Below are 17,798 nucleotides of genomic sequence, written 5' to 3'. Positions count from 1 at the left end.
ATGCCCCGGAATTAGAAACTGAAACAATTGAAAATGATGAATTGTTAATTGTTAATTGTTAATGATTAATGATTAATTGAACCCCCCGATTCCCTGGTCTTCGACGATCGCCTCCACCGCGTCGGATTTGCAGATCTCGTAAACCCCGGCGACGGTTATTTCCACCGGAATCGTCCCCAGCAGGCTGGGGTTCTCGTCGAGAATCTGGCCGCCGTGGCGTTCCACAATCGGACGGATGCGATCGAGGGACGCTTCCGCCGCCGCCTTTACCGCTTCGATGCGATCCTTTCGCTCCTCCGGCGTGAGGCGTTCTTGGCGATCGCGATCGCCCTTCGGAACCCGCAGAAAAACGAGCACGCGGATTCGATCCCGGGAATTGAGATTCGCCAGACGGGCGGCAAATTCGGGGCTGATCTTCAATGGAGAGTCCTCATTGCGAACGAGTTGGGTGGGGTGGGGCGGGTCGGGTGCGGGGAAGGCAAAAGGCTGAAGGGCCAGCAACAAAAGAAAACCAATTTTTCTCATTCTTTATTCCCCCCCATTCTCCTCTCTTCCCCTAATACCGACTCCCGACTTCCGACTCCCGATTATTTCAGGGCTTTCAACGCCTCCAGCGGCCGGATCGACCCCCACCCCCAGCGGTTGTCAGGGCGCATCTGTTCCCCGCCGGGATGGTGGGCGGTTTCGCGCAGGGCTTCCACGATCTTCGTCACCGGGACATCGGGTTTGGCTGACAGCAGCAGCGCCACCACACCGGCGACGTGGGGGGTCGCCATCGAAGTCCCGTCCATATAAGTGTACTCGAAAGTCCCGTTGGGCTGCTTGGTGGGGGGGATGGCGGAAAACACCTGGGCACCCGGCGCCACCACGTCCGGCTTCGTCACCAGGCGGTTGGGGGCATCTCCGGGAAACACCAGACTCGCGCCACTGCTGAAGAAGGTGATGCCCAGGTCGGATTCGGAAAGTTTTTCCATCGCCCCGACGGAAAAGGCGTTGTAGGCATTTCCGGGGGAGCTGGTGTTGCCGTGGTTTTCGTTGCCGATCGCCACCACGGGCAGGACGTCATACTGGTTGATCAGGATATCGAAAATTTGGGCGAACAGGGGTTCGTAGTAGCTCAACCCCAGGGACATATTGATGATGTCGGCCTGGTTCTCGATCGCCCAGGACATCCCCTCGACCAGAGTCCGCAGGGTGGCGTCGCCGATCAACACCCCCCCCGCCAACAGGTCTGCCTCCGGCGCCACGCCGATGGAAACGCCGCTTTCGGTTTTGCCCCCCGCAATCGTGCCGCAGACGTGGGTGCCGTGCTGTCCGCCGTCAAAGGTCGGGGAAGCCGTGATCCGCCGCCCCAACGGGTCAATGACCATAAATCCCTTCACCCGTCCTTTGAGTGCCGGGTGGTCGCCGTGGACTCCCGTATCTAAGACGGCTACGGTCGCTCCCTTGCCTTTGGTGTGTTCCCACAGTTTGGGAATTTCCAACACTTCCAAGCCCCAGGTCAGTTTGTTCTTTTGTTCCCGAGCCTGCAATTCCGCGTAATCGATCGCCCGGGGTTCGATCAATTTGATCTTTTGGTTGGGGAGAACCGCCACCACCCCTTCCTGTTCCGCCAACGCCGGCAGGCTGTCGCGGGTGACTTCCACGTTGGCCACGGGCAGGGCGCCGGACCCGATCGCGGAGACGTTGAAAGATTGACCCGTGGCACTTTGGTAGCTGGCCGCCAGTTGGCCGACCGCCGCCTGGTGACTTTTGGCGGCTTGATTCAAGGCTTCCAAACGTTGCTGGCCGCCCCGGGGCCAATTCGCCGCGGGGGCCTGTCCTTGGTAAATGACGATCGCATCCTGTTTGCTGTCCGGGTCGGTTCCGGCGAAAAAGGGGATAAAGGCGGGGGAAATTTGGTTGTTGCCGATCATATACTTTGACTTTCCTCTGATTTGCTCCGTCTTCTCGGGGACTGATGGGAGGTTCCGGCTCAGTTTACTGACTCTCGGACGCTCGGGGCAAAGGGTTGTATCCTCTCCGGGTTGAGAGTCCTCATCGGATGGAAAATGGATAATTGACAATTAACGCTCCACTGTTCCTTCCCCGCAGATGGACGATAGTTTCTCCGGGTTGACAGTCCTCCTTTTCGCCGGGGGTGCGATCGCTTCCGGGCAAATTATTGGAGTTTCGGACATCGGAATTGAGGCAACCCTATAAGGTTGCCCCCACAGGAAAGAGGCAGAGGAAGCGGAGGGGGGCAGAGGAGGCTCCAGGAGGCAGGAAAGCCAAGATTGAAAGAATCTAAAATCTAAAATCTAAAATTCCCGACTCCCGATTCCCGATTCCCGATTCCCGATTCCCCATTCCCTAACCGACGGTGGCGATGCAGTCGATTTCCACCAGGACATCTTTGGGAAGGCGGGCGACTTCGACGCAGGCTCGGGCCGGGGCGTTGTCGGGGTCGAAGAATTTGGCGTAGATCTCGTTGACGGTGGCGAAATCGTTCATGTCTTTCAGGAAAATGGTGGTTTTGACCACCTCGGACCAACTGGTTTTGGCTTCGTCGAGGATGGCTTCCAGGTTGGCCATCACCTGTTCGGTCTGTTTGCAGATGTCGCCGGTGCCGACGAGTTGGTTGGTTTGGGGGTCGATCGCGATCTGGCCGGAAACGAACATCGTGCCGTTGACGATGACGGCCTGATTGTAGGGTCCGACGGGGGCGGGGGCGCGATCGGTGCGGATGATTTGGCGTGTCATGGGTTTTACTTTGCCTGATAGAATGGGATAGTTTTCGATTTCGTCGATCTCCCCGTCCGGCAACACGGCGCCGATGGTGATGGCGTCCTCGATGTTGGCTTTGTAGAGGTTGGCCTCCGTCAGGTCGGCCCCGATCAGGTTGGCCCCGGCGAGGTCGGCCCCCATCAGGTTCGTCCGGTAGAGGTGGGCGATGCGGAGGTTCGCCCCCTTCAGGCAGGCGTCTCGGAGGATGGCGTCCTCCAGGTTGGCGCGGTTCAGGTTGGCCCCGGCGAGGTTGAGGGTGGCGAGGTTGACGCCCTTCAGGTTCCCCTGCTGGAGTTTGATCCCCTCGAAGTCGGCGCCGAGGAGTTTGGCGTTGCACAGGTTGGCTTGGCTGAGGTCGGCCCCCACCAATTTCGCCCGACACAGGTTCGCATCCAGCAGGTTGGCTTTGGATAGCTTCGCCCGGGTCAGGTCGGCTTCCATCAGGTTCGCCCCGCACAGGTTCGTTTCGCTCAGGTCGGCCTCCTCCAGGCGGGCACGGCTGAGGTTGGCGACCACCTGATCGTACCAGGTGAGGGTGGCGGCGCTCAGGTCGGCTCGGCTGAGGTCGGCGCCGATGAGGTTGGCCGCGTCGAGGTCGGCGTTTTGCAGTCGGGCCGAGCGCAGGTTGGCGTCGCTGAGGTGGGCCCCGGTGAGGTGGGCGCCGGTGAGGCTGGCCCCGGACAGGTCGGCGCCGTGGAGTCGGGCCCGGCCGAGGTCGGCGTTGTTGAGGTTGGCTTCGGTCAAAATGGCCTGCCGCAGGTCGCAGCGCACGTCCGCCGCACTGAGGCGCGATCGCGTCAGGTTGGCCCGGGTCAATTTGGCTTCGCTCAGGTTGGCTTCGGTGAGATCGGCGCCTTCGAGGTTGATTTCCGTTAGGTCTTCTCCCCGCAGGTTGGCCCCGCTCAGTTCGGCCCCCTCGAAGTTGCGTTCTCCCTTTGAGTATCGGTTCAGTAGTTCCCGCTCGTCCATCGTCTGCGACTCCTTCGCCCATCTCTCCGCGTTGTCGCGGATTGCTGACATTTTACACGGTCGCCACGCACTCGATCTGGATGCGGACATTTTGGGGCAGTTGGGAGACGGCGACGCAAGTACAGATGGGGAGATTTCCCTCGGGAAAATATTGGGAGTAGACGGAATTCATGCGATCGCACTCATTCAAGTCTATCATAAAAATCGTCGTTTTCACCACGTCCGTCCAACCCGCACCGGCGGCGGTCAAAATAGCCGTGAGATTGTCCATCACCTGCCGGGTTTGTTCGGTTATTTCATCTTCGCATAAAATGGCGTTTACTGTCGGTGCGATCGCGATTTGTCCCGCCACATAAAGCGAACCGTTGACGATAACCGCTTGGTGAGGACTGTTGGGAGATTTGGGGGCGTTTTCCGTGTCGATGAATTCCACCTGAGTCGATTTTGGTGTGGATTCAAAAACAAAATATCCTTCGGGGTCATACACTTCACCATCCGGCATAATAGCACCAATAATTTTAGCTTCTTCATAATTCGACGCATAAAGATTAGCATCGGTCAAGTTTGCGCCAACAAAGCTCACACTTTTAAGTTTAGACCTCATAATATTTGCGTTTTTGAGGTTGGCTTGCTTGAAGTTGGCTTCCTTTAGACAAGCATCTTGAAAATTACTGCTTTCAAGATTTGCCATTTTGAAGTTACATCTTGTTAAATTAGAAGAATTGAAATTTATATAGTTAGCACTGACTTGACTAAAATTACATTCTTGCAGATCTAGCGAGGAAAAGTTTTGATGTGAAATGCCGACTTTATAAAAGTCAACTTTATTCATTTTTGCATTTTCAAAATTACAGTCTATCAATCTATGTGATTCTCTAAATTTTGCATTTGTTAATTCTGCTCCTTGAAAATTAACTGCCTTGAACCATGATTTTGTTAATTTAGCTTCTTTTAAATCTGCATTAATAAAACTGACAACTTCAAATTGTGATTCACAAAAGTTACAATTCTTTAGATTCGCATTGTTGAAGGTCATGCTTGTAAATTTACAGTTTCTCAAATCAGAACCTTCTAAGTTAATATCGCTTAAATCATGTCCCTTAATCGTTATACCGGACAAATCGACTCCTGCAAAGTCGCGCTCTCCTTCTTTATATCTGTCGATTAATTCTTGAGGTTCCATCTTTTGTGACTCCTGTTGATAGTGATAAATGGGTCAAAATGAGAATAGCGAGATGTTTCAAACCGCCGCCACGCACTCGATCTGAATGCGGACATTTTGGGGCAGTTGGGAAACAGCCACGCAGATACACACCGACTTCTCGATCGCAATTCAGACAGCCGGAATGGGGAGACAGGCAGGATGCCTGTTCTACGCGGTAATCTCAGTGTACACCTGGGGCGATCGCGGCAATGTTAAAAATCGTGACAATCACACTGTAAATAGGCTCCCCTCTCCCCAAAGTTGGGAGAGGGGTTGGGGGTGAGGGCGAGAAGGATTGGGCGATCGCGTCTGTCGGAAAAAATCACATTGTAGGGGCGAATGGCATTCGCCCTCTTCTCGGATGTCGGAAAAAATCAAATGGTCCCACGGCGATCGCCCCCTTCTCGGATGTCGGAAAAAATCAAATGGTCGCGCGGCGATCGCCCCCTTCTCGGATGTCGGAAAAAATCAAATGGTCGCGCGGCGATCGCCCCCTTCTCGGATGTCGGGCGGGGCGTTCACTCACCATCGAGAGGGCGCAAACCTTGCGCCCCTACAAGATGGGATTCGGCTTCGCGATTCTCCTCAAAATCAATCTTCGATCGCCCTCAATAAATCGCCGCGAATCCACCCCTGACGATCGCTCTCGGGGACGATAACTTTGTACCAGATATACCCGTCGTCTTCGTTGTCGATGCGATCGATCACGTCCACCTTTGTACCCCGAGTCAACTTGGCGATCGAACCCGTGTTCAACGTTGGACGCCTGCGAACATTAACGCGATTTGCGGTAACTTTTGCATTCGCCCTCGGATAAAAATCGGCGCCGCGCAACTCGTCCGAATCGAAATTTTTATTCAAATCCGGCGGCGGGCCTTTCTCCGAACCCGGATTTCCCACCCCCGACTCGACGAGAGCACGTTCCCGAACCGTCCGTTCCGTCTCGACTGGTGGCCGTCGCGCAAAATACAGTGCGATCGCCCCCAAACCCACCAAAATCACACCCAGAACTATCCGCTTCACCTTCATCGCTTCCCGCCTTTTCACTTTTCTCCGCTCCCGCTTGACTGAAAAAAACCACTCGTTCCAACTCACCGCTATGATATGAAGTCTGAGGACTTGAATGCATACGGAATTTGGAAATGGCTCAGAATGAAACGCGCAACGAATTAGAAGTTCGCGCCAAAAAAGTGGACGACCTGCGATCGCTCGGCATCGAACCCTACCCCAGCGAGGCTTTCAAGCGATCGCACCGGGCCCAGCAGATCCACGACCGCTTCTCCGAACCCGGACGCGAACTCGCCAACGGAGAAACCGACCCCGAAGAACTCCCCCTGCGCGTCTGCGGCCGCATCACCTTCAAGCGAGACAGCGGCAGCATCGGCTTTATCGGCCTAACGGACGCCTCCGGAACCATCCAACTGAAAATCGAGAAAAAGCTCGTCAAAGGCGACCCGGGACTGAGTTTCAACCAGATCAAAAAACTCCTCGACATCGGCGATTTCGTCGGCGTGGAGGGGATCGGCTGCCGCACCAACCGGGGGGAACTCTCCGTCCAAGTCTCCCGCCTCGACGTCCTCTCCAAAGCGACGATACCGTTTCCAGATTCCTACTACGGCATCAACGACCCCGAACTCTGCCGCCGCCACCGGGAAATCGACCTGGTGAGCAACGCGGCTTCCTTGCAGCGGTTCAAACTCCGCAGCCGCATCCTCCGCAGCATCCGCACTTACCTCTGGAATGCCGGATTTGACGAGATCGAAACCCCCGTTTTACAAGTGATTTACGGCGGTGCGGCGGCGCGGCCGTTCATCACCCACCACAACACCCTCGACATCGATTTATACCTCCGCATCGCGACGGAATTGTTTTTAAAACGGGCCGTCTGCGGTGGCATGGAGCGGGTCTTTGAAATCGGCCGGGTGTTCCGAAATGAGGGGATCGACAGCACCCACAACCCCGAATTTACCTCCATCGAAGTGTACCAAGCCTACGCGGATTATTTCGAGATCATGGTGTTGGTGGAAGACCTGATCTGTGCGGTGGCGGCGGACGTTTTGGGGGATAAAACTGAAATTGAATACCAGGGAGATACCATCAGTCTCGATCGCAAATACGACTACAGCGACACCCACCCCAGCCTCACCGGAAAGCACTGGCGGATCAAAACGATGGTGGAGGCTGTCCGGGACGAAACGGGGTTGGATTTTGATACGTTGAACCTCACGGAAGCGAAGGAAAAGGCGGAGGAAATTGGGGTGCGGCTGACGGATTTGAATACCCAAAGTTTGGGGTATTTGCTGTACGCGGTTTTCGATCAAAAGGTGGAATCGACGCTGATGGAGCCGACGTTCGTGATCGATTTCCCGGTGGAAGTCAGTCCCCTGGCGAAGCGCCACCGTTCCAAGCCGGGATTTGTAGAACGGTTTGAATTGTTCATCCACGGCACGGAATATTCTAACGGGTTTTCGGAGTTGAATGATCCGGTGGATCAGCGCAAGCGGTTTGAGGAACAGTTGGCGCAAAAAACGGCCGGGGATGACGAGGCACACCCGATGGATGAGGATTTCATTCAGGCGCTCTCTTTGGGGATGCCGAACTGCGGTGGCATGGGGATCGGCGTCGATCGCCTGGTGATGTTTTTGACGGACACCCAGAGCATCCGGGACGCGATTTTGTTCCCGACGATGCGATCGTCCATGCTGGAGAGTTAGGCGGTTTAAATCCCCCTCCGATTTAATCGGCGATCGCCCCCGGGTTCGATAGGGGACATTCCAACTCCCGGGGCAGGGAAATGACGAAAGTTGTCCCCTTGTCCGGTTCGGAAATACATTCCAAGGTTCCCCCGTGTTTTTCGACCACAATTTGATGGGTGATGGAGAGTCCCAAACCCGTCCCCTGCCCCACCGGTTTGGTGGTGAAAAAGGGGTCGAAAATCTGGTTCCGGATCGATTCCGGGATTCCCGGCCCGTTGTCGGCGATCGCGATCGAAATGCAGTCTGGTTCTCCCTTCGTCGCCTTTTTAACTGCGGTGTGAATCGTAATCCGGCGGGGGTGCTCTCGCCCGTCGAGGGCATCGATCGCGTTGGCGAGAAGGTTCATAAACACCTGGTTGAGTTGGCTGGGATAACACTCAACCAGCGGCAATTCTCCGTAATCCCGGATGATTTCGATTTCCGCTCCGGACTGCATCTGCAATTTGCCCTGGAGAATCAACAAGGTGCTTTCGATCCCCTCGTGCAGGTCCACCGCCTTGCAGTTGGCTTCGTCGAGGCGAGAAAAGTTCCGCAACGAGGCGACGATCTCGCGGATGCGGGCGGTTCCCAACTGCATTGACTCCAGGGCTTTCGGCACGTCCTCGAACATAAAATCGAGGTCAATTTCCGCCGCGAAATCCGCAATTTCTCGACTCGGATCGGGATAGGTTTTCGTGTAAAGCTGGATCAGATGCATCAAATCTTCCATCGAAGTCTGGAAGTGCATCAAATTTCCATAAATAAAAGAAAGGGGGTTGTTGATCTCGTGGGCGACCCCGGCGACCATCTGTCCCAAACCCGACATTTTCTCAGCTTGAATCAGTTGGGTTTGAGTGCGTTTGAGTTGTTGCAGGGCATTTTCCAAATCCACCGCCCGCTGTCGCTGCCGAATCTGTTCCATCCGCAGGGCCACTTCCATCGATTTCCGCTCGCTGATGTCCCGGACGATCGCCAATACTTCGCCCTCGCCGTCGGGGACGTAGCGGGCTTCGTAATGGCGATATCGGCCCTCGACGGACAGGACATATTCCCCCTGCTGGGGGGTCCCCGTTTTCAGAACGTGGGTCAGATAATGGCGGGTCCAGGCCGCCAAATCTTCGCAAAAAACCGCATCGATCGCCCGCCCGACCATCTCCGCAGAGGCCGGAAAATCGGAGGACTGTTTGGGGGGAAAATAGTCGAGGATCTTACCCTCGGAATCGAGGCGGAAAATCAGGTCGGGGATGGCTTCGATGAGGCTGCGATTTTTCGCCTCGCTGTGGCGGAGCGCCGCTTCCATCTGCTTGCGTTCGGTGATGTCACTTTCGACGGCGATAAACTGGGTCAAATTGCCCGAGCGGTCGAAAATGGGGGTGATGGCGATCGCCAGCCAGTAGGGTTCCCCGTCGCGGCGATAGTTGAGAATTTCGCCCCGGTAAGGCTGGCGGGATCGCAGGGTTTTTCGCAGTTCCTCCACCGTCCGGGGATCGGTTTGGGTCCCCTGCAAAAATGAACCGGGTTTGCAGCCCTTCACCTCGTTCAAATAATATCCGGTAATTCGCACGAATCCCCGGTTCACCCACTCGATGCGGCCGTCGCAGTCGCAGATGATCACGGCGTTGTCCGTCTGGCTGGCCACCCAAGACAGTTGCGTCAATTTTTGTTCCGTCCACTGCCGCGACCGCCGTTCATCGGCGACGACCCAGTAGCGGCGGGAGAGCGATCCGGGCGGGGAATCGGACGGGACGACGGTGATGTCGAGCCAAAGGTGCTGCCCTTGGGGGGTGTGGTGCTGAATTTCTCCGCACCAAACGCCGCCCCCCCGGACGACGGACCACAACTCCTCCCAAAAGTCGGGGGAGTAGTAGGGGGAGTCGAACAGGGGGTGGGGGCGGTCGAGAACCTGTTCCTCGGAAGTCCCCCACATCCGCAGGAAGGGGGCGTTGGCCTCCAGGACGGTGCCCCCCTCGTCGATCAGGGTGGCGGGGGTGGTGCGGTCGAGGAGAAATTTCAACTCGGCCACTCGTTGCTGCGTCTGGCGGAGTTGGGTTTTGACTTGGTGCAATTCGGCGATCGCCTGCTGGTCGGCTAAACCCAAATTGTTGATATGGTTGGTCGGAAGTCTTTCTGCGCTCATATTGTCATTGCGTCGGAAGGGTCGAATTTTTGATGAGAAATTGTTTGAACGTTTCGGCCGGGACGGGTTTGGCTAACCAAAATCCTTGGGCCCGGTCGCACCCCCACCGCCGCAGTTGGGACAGTTGTTCGGGGGTTTCGATGCCTTCGGCGATCGTTGTCATCTCCAGGGTTTGGGCGAGGTTGACGATCGCCTGGGCGATTTTGGACCGATTGTCAGATGCACCGATGCCTTGAATGAAAGAGCGGTCGATTTTGAGGGTGTCGATGGGAAAGCGGGACAGGCGGCTGAGGGAGGAATGTCCGGTGCCGAAGTCGTCGATGCAGAGTTGGATGCCCAGGTCTTTGATTTGCTTGAGGGTGGTGACGGCGATTTCGGCGTCCGAGGCGATCGCGCTTTCGGTGAGTTCAAATTTGACCGCTTCCGGGGGACAGCCCGTGGTTTCCAACAGCCCCCGCACGGTTTCGACGATCTGGGGATGGTTGAGCTGTTGGGTGGCGAGATTGACGCTCACGAAGGGGGCGGAGGCGGGGGCCAGCGCCCGCCACTGCCGGACCTCCAGACAGGCCTGCCGGAGCACCCACTCCCCGAGGGCGGAAATCAACCCCGTTTCCTCGGCGACGGGGATGAATTGGCTGGGGGAGATGAAACCTCGGGTCGGGTGCTGCCACCGCACCAGGGCTTCGGCACCGACGATGCGGCGGGTTTGCAGGCAGACGATGGGCTGGTAGTGCAGGCGCAATTCTTCCCGTTTGAGGGCGTAGCGCAAATCCGTCTCGATCTGCAACCGCCGCCGCACCTGTTCGTGCATGGTGCGGGTGAAAATGGCGTGACGCCCCTGTCCCTGACTTTTGGCGCGGTACATGGCGGTGTCGGCATCCCGCAACAGGTCTTCGTGGCTCTCGTAGCCCATGCTGCTGAGGGCGATGCCGATGCTCAGGGTGGTGAGGACTTCTGGGTTGGGGTGGCCGAGCAAAATTGGTTGTTGGACTTGCTTTCGGATCTCCTCGGTGAGTTGGGAAACCTGGGATAAATCTTCGATGTTGTCGAGGAGGACGGCGAATTCGTCGCCCCCCCAGCGGGCAGCCAGATCCTGCGGTCGGATGCTATTTTGCAGGCGCTGGCCCACCGCCGTCAACAGTTGGTCGCCGGCTTGGTGTCCGAAGCTGTCGTTGATCAGTTTGAAGTGGTCGAGGTCGATGAATAGGACGGCAAATAAATAGTCTTGAGAGTGTTTGGCCCGCTCCACCGCATTCTGCAATTGGGTCATGAAGTGGGCGCGGTTGTAGAGGCCGGTGAGGCTGTCGTGTCGGGCCTCGTAAATCAGGCGGGCTTCTTCTTGTTTGCGCCCGGTGATATCTCGCTGGATGGCGACGTAGTGGGTGATCTGTTTGCGATCGTTGTAGATGGGTTCGATGTGCCATTCGTTGACGAATTCTGTCCCGTCTTTGCGGTAATTGATGGCCTCGCCGTAAAATACCCGGCCAGCCTTGAGATCCGCTTTCATCCGCTCCAACGCGGCGCGATCGGTTTTTTCCCCCTGTAAAATCCGGGGGGTTTGGCCGAGGGCGTCTTCGCTCCGGTATCCCGTCATCCGGGTGAACGCCCGATTGACGAAGACGATTTCTGGCCCCGGAAATTCCAGGTTGCTGCTGGTGATCACTACCGAGTCTTCGGCAAAACACACGGCGGCGGCGAGTAATTTCAACTGTTCCACCATCGGTTGATTTAACCCACTTATGGAATTCTCTTCTGGGAGTGAGTGGGTGGGGGCTAAATTTCTGTTGTCCATACCGAGCGAAGCTGTCAACTCCCTCGCACGTCCATTCCAATCATTCATGGCTATTTGGAGTGTCATAAGGCACCAAGGTAATTTCGACTCATCATGAAAACAACCCTGTAACGTGTCTCAATTGAGTTGAAGCACAGCCGGCGAAGGCGTGGCACTTGCTGAGACCCTGTGAAACGCATTATAAACTATATTAAAAAAAAATTAAGATATTTCCGATCGTGTCGGCTGATGTGGTATTCTTCTGACAAATTATAGTGACTGGCGATCGCCCTGGGCATCCGTCCCGCGATTGATGTGGCTTGCGGGTTCCCGTGGTAAGCTCCGATCGCTTCACCTGCGGTTTTTCCCTCCTCTTAACGCCCCATTACCTCTAGACTAGGATGCAGTACCAGTTTTGGAGGGTCGTCTTTGACTGAGAACAACCAAGCATCCGCTTCCCTGGCTACCCTGTCGCGCAAAGAACTGAGGGAATTGGTCCGATCGCAACTCCAGGTACTGCTCGAACGCGGAGACTTGCAGGCGGCCAAGGCTATCCTCGTCCCCGTCCAGCCCGCCGACATCGCCGAAGCGATCGAAGGACTGCCGGAAACCATGCAGGTGATCGCCTTCCGCCTGCTGTCCAAAGATGAGGCGATCGAAGTGTACGAACACCTCGACTCCAGCGTTCAGCAGTCCCTGTGCGAAAAATTCAAGCGCCAGGAAGTCATCGATATCGTCGATAAAATGTCCCCGGACGATCGCGCCAAACTCTTCGACGAACTCCCCGCCACCGTCGTCCGGCGGTTGGTGTCCCAACTCAGTCCCAGCGAACGCCAAGCCACCGCCCTCCTCCTCGGCTACGAAGCGGACACCGCCGGCCGGATCATGACGCCGGAGTATATCTCCCTGAAGGAATACTACACCGTCGGTCAGAGCTTGGAGCGGATTCGCAGTTTGGCTAACGTCACCGAAACCATTTATTCTCTCTATGTGACGGACTCCGATCGCAAGCTGACGGGTATTCTCTCTTTGCGAGATTTAGTGACAGCCCAGCTCGATCAGACCGTCGGTGACATTCTCAACCGAGATTTCGTCTGCGTCCAAACCGACACCGACCAAGAGGAAGTCGCCCGCATCATCCAGCGCTACGACTTTCTAGCCGTCCCGGTGGTGGACAGCGAACATCGGCTGGTGGGGATCATCACCGTCGATGACGTGTTGGATATTTTACAGCAGGAAACCACGGAAGATATCTACGCTTTGGGGGGGGTTCAAGCCGAGGGGGACAATTATTTCCAGGCGAGTTTGCTCACCGTGGCCCGCCGCCGGGTGGTGTGGCTGCTGGTGTTGCTGCTGACCAACAGCGTCACGGGGTCGATTTTGAAAACCCAACAGGATCTGTTGCAACAGGTCGTCGCCCTGTCCTTCTTCATCCCCCTGCTGACGGGGACGGGGGGGAACGTCGGCGCCCAGTCCTCGACGGTGGTAATTCGCGGGATGAATACGGACGAAATTCGCACGTTGGGCCCCTGGCAGGTGATCTCGCGGGAGGCGATGGCGGGGGCGCTGCTGGGGTCGATTTTGGGCGTTCTGGCAACGATTTGGGCGAATTTATTCGTGGTGCAGGGTCAACTGTCGGTGGCGATCGCCGTCGGGATCTCTCTGTTGGCGATTTCTATTTTGGCATCGGTGGCGGGTTCGGCCCTGCCGTTTTTGTTCCGATCGCTCAAATTAGATCCGGCCCTGATGTCGGCGCCGTTCATCACCACGGCGGTGGACGTTTTGGGGGTGCTGATCTATTTCAATTTAGCCCGATTTATTTTGCGAATTTAGGTCGGGTGTGGGGTGTAGGGTGTAGGGAGAAAAGAGAAGCGAGAAAAGAGAAGTGAGAAGTCAGATATTTCTCACTCCTCAACTCAGGGAGAATCTAAAATCTAAAATCTAAAATCTAAAATTTTCAATTATGCTCAATTATCGCAATGTAATCGAACGAGCTGAATCTCTCTGTTTTGCCCTCTTGGTGGCGGGTGTCGTGGCGAGCGTGGGGGGCTTTTCTACCCTTTATGCGGCGGTTCCGCTGTTGATTTTGCTGGCGTTGAATTGGGCGAACCGCTATTTGTTGAAACGGGATTTGCGATCGCACTCCGCAGGTGTGAAAGCCGAGGTCGATCGCAATTCCGCGGCGATCGAACAGTTGCACCGGGTTCTGGAGGCTAACACCGTTTCGGCGAATTTGAATCAGTTGCAATCTGCCGCCAACGTGGATGCGGCGGGGCTGACCGAAAATTTGGGGGTATTAAATACCAACCTGCAAACGATCCTGGAACGCCAAAACGCCCTAGAACAGGCGATCGACGCCATTCAGGGCGAGTTGGAATTGGTGGTGAACAAGTTTCAGCAGCGGCCCGAGTTGGAACAGGTGGAAAATTTGACCCATGTGATCGTCGATTTGCAGCAGTTCATCAACCAACTGCCCCAGTGGGGGACCCTGCAACAGCAGCAGTTGAACGAATTGCAGGCCCAGGTGAAACAGGTGGTCGATCGCGTCTCGGCGGAGATGGATGATTTACCCCGCCGGGTGGATGTGGCCGTCAGCGATCGCCTCGACAACCCCAACTCGGAGGGGGGTTAGGATTTGATATGCTTGATCAACAATTGCGCGATCGCCTGCAATTGTTGTTTGTTGAAGGTTTTCAGCAGGACTTTCACCACCTCCTTGGGATCGGCGGGGATGGTGATTTCCTGGGCGGCGGCGGGGGCGGCGGGGGCACCGGAGGCTAATTTCACGAGGGCATCGCTGGGGGCGATCGCATTTCCTTTCCCGGCTTCGAGGAGTTTCGCCCCCTGCTGCAAATCCTTGATGACGCTACTGGCCAGGATCGGGAACGGGGCCTTCGGGTTCGCGATCGCGCCGTGGGCCGTTTTCACCAAATTTTGCCACGGTTCCACCCCCGGGGCGACTTTGGCCAGGTGGGGACACAATCCGGCGATTTGCTTCCGCAGGGCCGGAGATGGGGGCTTTTTGAACGCCTGCAACATCGGTTTGAGCACCTTCGTCACCTGGGCGACGGCTTTGGGAACGGGTTTGCCCCCTGCTGCTGCGGGTTTGGCGGCGGGGGCGGCTTTGCCGCTCATCAAGTCGGCGAGGTGCTTTTCGAGTTGATCGTAGAGGGGAAGGGACGCCGCCACGATTTTTTCCCCCGTTTCCACGGACAGTCCGGCCGGACTTTGGGCGCGGTGAACCAGGTTTTTGATCACTTCGTAGCCCTTGTTGGACAAAAAGATCGCCCGGTCGTCGGCCTTGATGGGGGTATCTTTGACGGATTTGAAACAGTCTTCGAGGCGCTTCGAGACTTTGTTGATGCTGGCTAAACTCGGCATCTGTTGGGTCAACATCGCCGATGCCCCCTTGATGGAGTGGGCGGCTCGATACATGGCGATCATCTGTTCGCGATCAGAATCTGCCATGATGGCGGGCAGATCTTCCAACCCCGTGCGGAGTTCTTCGAGGCGTTCTCCGGCCTCCTCCATGAAGATGGCGATAATTTTCTGGTCCTGGCTGGTCGGCACGGCTGTCCTCCTATCGACAATTCAACGCCGAGCGTGGTCTGAGCCGTGCTGCCGCCCCGCCGGTCGATGACTCACCCTGGAGTCCCAATCCGCTGCGAGACAACGCGACTCATCACTCACAACTTTAACCTAACTGTGGGTGATTTGTTCTGCGATCGCGCGATCGCGCCGAGTTCGCGGGTCCGAGGGGCGATCGGCCATCGAGTCCCCGATGATGTTCGGATCAGATTCGCGATCGTCGATTATCTCATTTTTTGGGAGAGGGGGTTGAGAGGATTCACCACAGAGGCACAGAGAACACGGAGAGGGGGGCGGGGTCAGGAAATTAGGGGGCGATCGTTATATTCTTGACCGAGTTTTTCTAAGACTTGAATAAACTCTTGCCTTTGGGATTCGTCCAAAATATTAGATAAGTCGATCAAATTCTCTAATTTATTTCGAGAGTTGCTGACATCCATCGCGGTCAAGACTGTTTGATTGAAGGTATCATCCAACTTTTGATAAGACAGAGAAAGACTTTGTTCAAATGGAACTTTCCAAATGATTCTCTTGTCTGTCAAAGCAATTCCCGATTTTCCATCATCCCAAATACTCGTATCTATCAATGCAATAACTTTTTCATTCCAATCAAGAACCAGCCATTTCTTGAGTGCATTATGCAACTTGTCGAGGGGAATATAGGGTGCTGCGAAGCCTTCCTCATAAGAATATGAGGGACGAATATTTTTGGCAACAAAATCGGCAAAAGAACCGGGGGAGGGTTCTGCTGTCAAAGTGTAGATTCTGGTTTCCAACTGTTCCAAGAACCCTTGTTCTCGTTTTTTATTGCTTTTTAAGAAAGACCAAATCAAGTAAGCTGCACCTGATGCGACTAAAGCCGTTCCCCCCGTGACGACGCTCACCCCTCCCAAAGCTGCAAGCATCGTGCTGATAGCAGCGGCACCCGAGAGGCTACCGGCGACACCCAAAGCACTCGCCGCCGTCCATGCGGTTAAAAGGGCCGTGGCTCCGACAATTGTTCCGCCACCAATGGCAATACCCAGGTTTTTTTGATCTTCCGCATCCATCTGGCTGGCGACAGCCAACGAAATAATTCCCGCCGCACCAATTAAAGCCGCTCCTCCCGTTGCCACAGCCAAGCCACCCAACATTCCGAATCCCCCAGAGGCGACTGAGCCACCCCCCAACCATGCCAATGTCGCATTCGTTGCCGCCGCTCCGGATAAGGTACTAATCGAAACACCCGTTCCCGCTTCAACTCCCAATTGTGCAAGTAATCGTGTGGTTTGGGGAACAACCCTACCTCCGTTCTCCTTCGCCGTTTCGAGTAACTCCTGAAATTCGTCTTTTTGCTGTGCAAGTTGATTGATATTTTCTTCTAGTTTTTGTTCTTCATCCAAATTTTTCTTGCGAGCTTCCTGATAGACAACTTTGGCATTGAGTGGCAAGTTGTCATTTTTTAAAATGTACGGATCGAGTTGTTTCTTTAATGTGCTGGCATCGGAACTGCTCGTCCCATCCCTGACTTCTCGGTAAAGCGATAAGTATTGATCTTTTTGTTGATTCGTCAATCTAGAATCGCCATTAATTTGCTCGACAATTAAGTAATCGACTGTTGCCGCTCTGGACACTGCGCTACCCAAAACATAGCTTTGCTTGATTGAATCGGTCAGGCTTGAACTCAGTACAATTGAATCGAGTTGGGTTAAAACTTTAAAATCGGGGATGGGTTGACCGGCTTTTACCAGTTCAAATGTCCCCCTCAACTGTGTTTTTTCTGAACCCGAAAGCGTGGATTGCTGCAATGCTTCTTCTAAGACCTTTTTAATTCCAACCAAACGGGTGTTATTGCTGGCTAATTCATAGCGATCGCGTATTTCTTCATCCAATCTAGAGCTGGAGACGATATAATCCAGCAATTCGAGTGCTTCCACTTCTTCGATGAATTTACAATCTTCAATGCTTTCATATACATCTTTACATTTGGTTTGACTGGCTTCTGATATCAACTGAGCATTCTCTATTTCGTCATAAATTTGAAGACCAATTCTCGTTTGCAAGTCATAGAGCGTGTGAAGTTCAAATTCAGCATCATTACCATCTTGTCCGATACCGGCAACAGAAATCATTGAGTTTTCCCGGCTACGGGTAGGAATTGACAAATCATAAGATTCACCGGAATATAAAGTGACGCTTTGCTTCCCACCCCTTCGGGCGATGCTGCGGGGAACAACGACCACATACTTTTCTATATTTTGCGGGATTCCATAACCGCTGCTGTAATTGGAATCAGCCCTTGCAGGTGGAGCCAATAATAAGTCTTTCGTCAGGAAACCGGCGGTGGCGAGGGTCAAGCCAAGACAAAACTGACGGCGATTAAGAGGGTCAGCCATAACTCAAAAATCTGTAGAGTATTCTTTTTAGTTTAACCCTACCAAACCCCTCTCTGTCTAGACAAGAGATTGTTACATTTTTTTACAGTCCTTCAGTTGGCAGTCGGAACCCAAGCACTGAACCAACAATATCGGTGGGGGCAGGCGTCCCCGCCTGCCGGAATGAAAAATATCGGCGCCTGCCGGAATGAAAAATATCGGCGCCTGCCGGAATGAAAGATATCCCCACCTGCCTCAATCAAGAATATCGGTG

General features: G+C 54.9%; 12 protein-coding genes. 3 read left to right on the top strand and 9 right to left on the bottom strand.

All coding sequences use genetic code 11. The features are described from left to right. Nucleotides 1-72 precede the first annotated feature (72 nt). The 5 genes from LKE08_RS27600 to LKE08_RS27580 all read right to left on the bottom strand — a co-directional run bounded on the left by LKE08_RS27600 (nucleotide 73) and on the right by LKE08_RS27580 (nucleotide 5,986). On the bottom strand, nucleotides 73-525 hold the full coding sequence (locus LKE08_RS27600) for a DNA primase (RefSeq protein ID WP_324707512.1): 453 nt from the start codon (nucleotides 523-525) through the stop codon (nucleotides 73-75). A 62-nt stretch (nucleotides 526-587) separates the two neighbouring features. Next, on the bottom strand, nucleotides 588-1,916 hold the full coding sequence (locus LKE08_RS27595) for a S8 family serine peptidase (protein WP_324707511.1): 1,329 nt from the start codon (nucleotides 1,914-1,916) through the stop codon (nucleotides 588-590). Between the two features lie 436 nt (nucleotides 1,917-2,352). Further along, nucleotides 2,353-3,786, bottom strand: coding sequence for a Rid family detoxifying hydrolase (locus LKE08_RS27590; protein WP_324707510.1), 1,434 nt, complete (start codon nucleotides 3,784-3,786; stop codon nucleotides 2,353-2,355). A gap of 1 nt (nucleotide 3,787) precedes the next feature. Continuing rightward, nucleotides 3,788-4,918 (bottom strand): Rid family detoxifying hydrolase, encoded by a 1,131-nt coding sequence (locus LKE08_RS27585; protein WP_324707509.1) that lies wholly within the window; start codon nucleotides 4,916-4,918, stop codon nucleotides 3,788-3,790. Nucleotides 4,919-5,530: 612 nt separating this feature from the next. Beyond that, nucleotides 5,531-5,986 (bottom strand): SH3 domain-containing protein, encoded by a 456-nt coding sequence (locus tag LKE08_RS27580; protein ID WP_324707508.1) that lies wholly within the window; start codon nucleotides 5,984-5,986, stop codon nucleotides 5,531-5,533. A gap of 95 nt (nucleotides 5,987-6,081) precedes the next feature. Here LKE08_RS27580 and lysS point away from each other — a divergent pair, with 95 nt between their 5' ends. Beyond that, nucleotides 6,082-7,653, top strand: a complete 1,572-nt coding sequence (lysS, locus tag LKE08_RS27575) for a lysine--tRNA ligase (RefSeq protein WP_324707507.1) — start codon at nucleotides 6,082-6,084, stop codon at nucleotides 7,651-7,653. A gap of 22 nt (nucleotides 7,654-7,675) precedes the next feature. Here lysS and LKE08_RS27570 read toward each other — a convergent pair whose 3' ends face one another. Together LKE08_RS27570 and LKE08_RS27565 are read right to left on the bottom strand one after the other, a co-directional pair. Further along, on the bottom strand, nucleotides 7,676-9,811 hold the full coding sequence (locus LKE08_RS27570) for a PAS domain-containing protein (RefSeq protein WP_324707506.1): 2,136 nt from the start codon (nucleotides 9,809-9,811) through the stop codon (nucleotides 7,676-7,678). Nucleotides 9,812-9,815: 4 nt separating this feature from the next. Further along, on the bottom strand, nucleotides 9,816-11,531 hold the full coding sequence (locus LKE08_RS27565; RefSeq protein ID WP_324707505.1) for an EAL domain-containing protein: 1,716 nt from the start codon (nucleotides 11,529-11,531) through the stop codon (nucleotides 9,816-9,818). Nucleotides 11,532-12,011: 480 nt separating this feature from the next. On the opposite strand from LKE08_RS27565, the gene mgtE reads away from it, so the two are divergent. Together mgtE and LKE08_RS27555 are read left to right on the top strand one after the other, a co-directional pair. Then, the gene (gene mgtE / locus LKE08_RS27560) at nucleotides 12,012-13,415 is read left to right on the top strand and encodes a magnesium transporter (RefSeq protein WP_324707504.1); all 1,404 of its coding nucleotides are present in this window, start codon (nucleotides 12,012-12,014) and stop codon (nucleotides 13,413-13,415) included. Nucleotides 13,416-13,545: 130 nt separating this feature from the next. Then, on the top strand, nucleotides 13,546-14,214 hold the full coding sequence (locus tag LKE08_RS27555; RefSeq protein ID WP_324707503.1) for a hypothetical protein: 669 nt from the start codon (nucleotides 13,546-13,548) through the stop codon (nucleotides 14,212-14,214). Here the strand turns inward: LKE08_RS27555 and LKE08_RS27550 are convergent. After that, entirely contained in the window at nucleotides 14,211-15,152 is a 942-nt protein-coding gene (locus LKE08_RS27550; RefSeq protein WP_324707502.1) for an Hpt domain-containing protein, read from the bottom strand. The genes LKE08_RS27555 and LKE08_RS27550 overlap by 4 nt on opposite strands. A 317-nt stretch (nucleotides 15,153-15,469) precedes the next feature. Further along, on the bottom strand, nucleotides 15,470-17,545 hold the full coding sequence (locus tag LKE08_RS27545; protein WP_324707501.1) for a hypothetical protein: 2,076 nt from the start codon (nucleotides 17,543-17,545) through the stop codon (nucleotides 15,470-15,472). Nucleotides 17,546-17,798 lie beyond the last annotated feature (253 nt).

Origin of the sequence: Lyngbya sp. CCY1209 (assembly GCF_035615495.1) — a bacterium.
GTDB lineage: Bacteria > Cyanobacteriota > Cyanobacteriia > Cyanobacteriales > Microcoleaceae > Limnospira.
The sequence above is the reverse complement of the archived record's forward strand: the minus strand, read 5'-3'. Positions and strand labels throughout refer to the sequence as shown.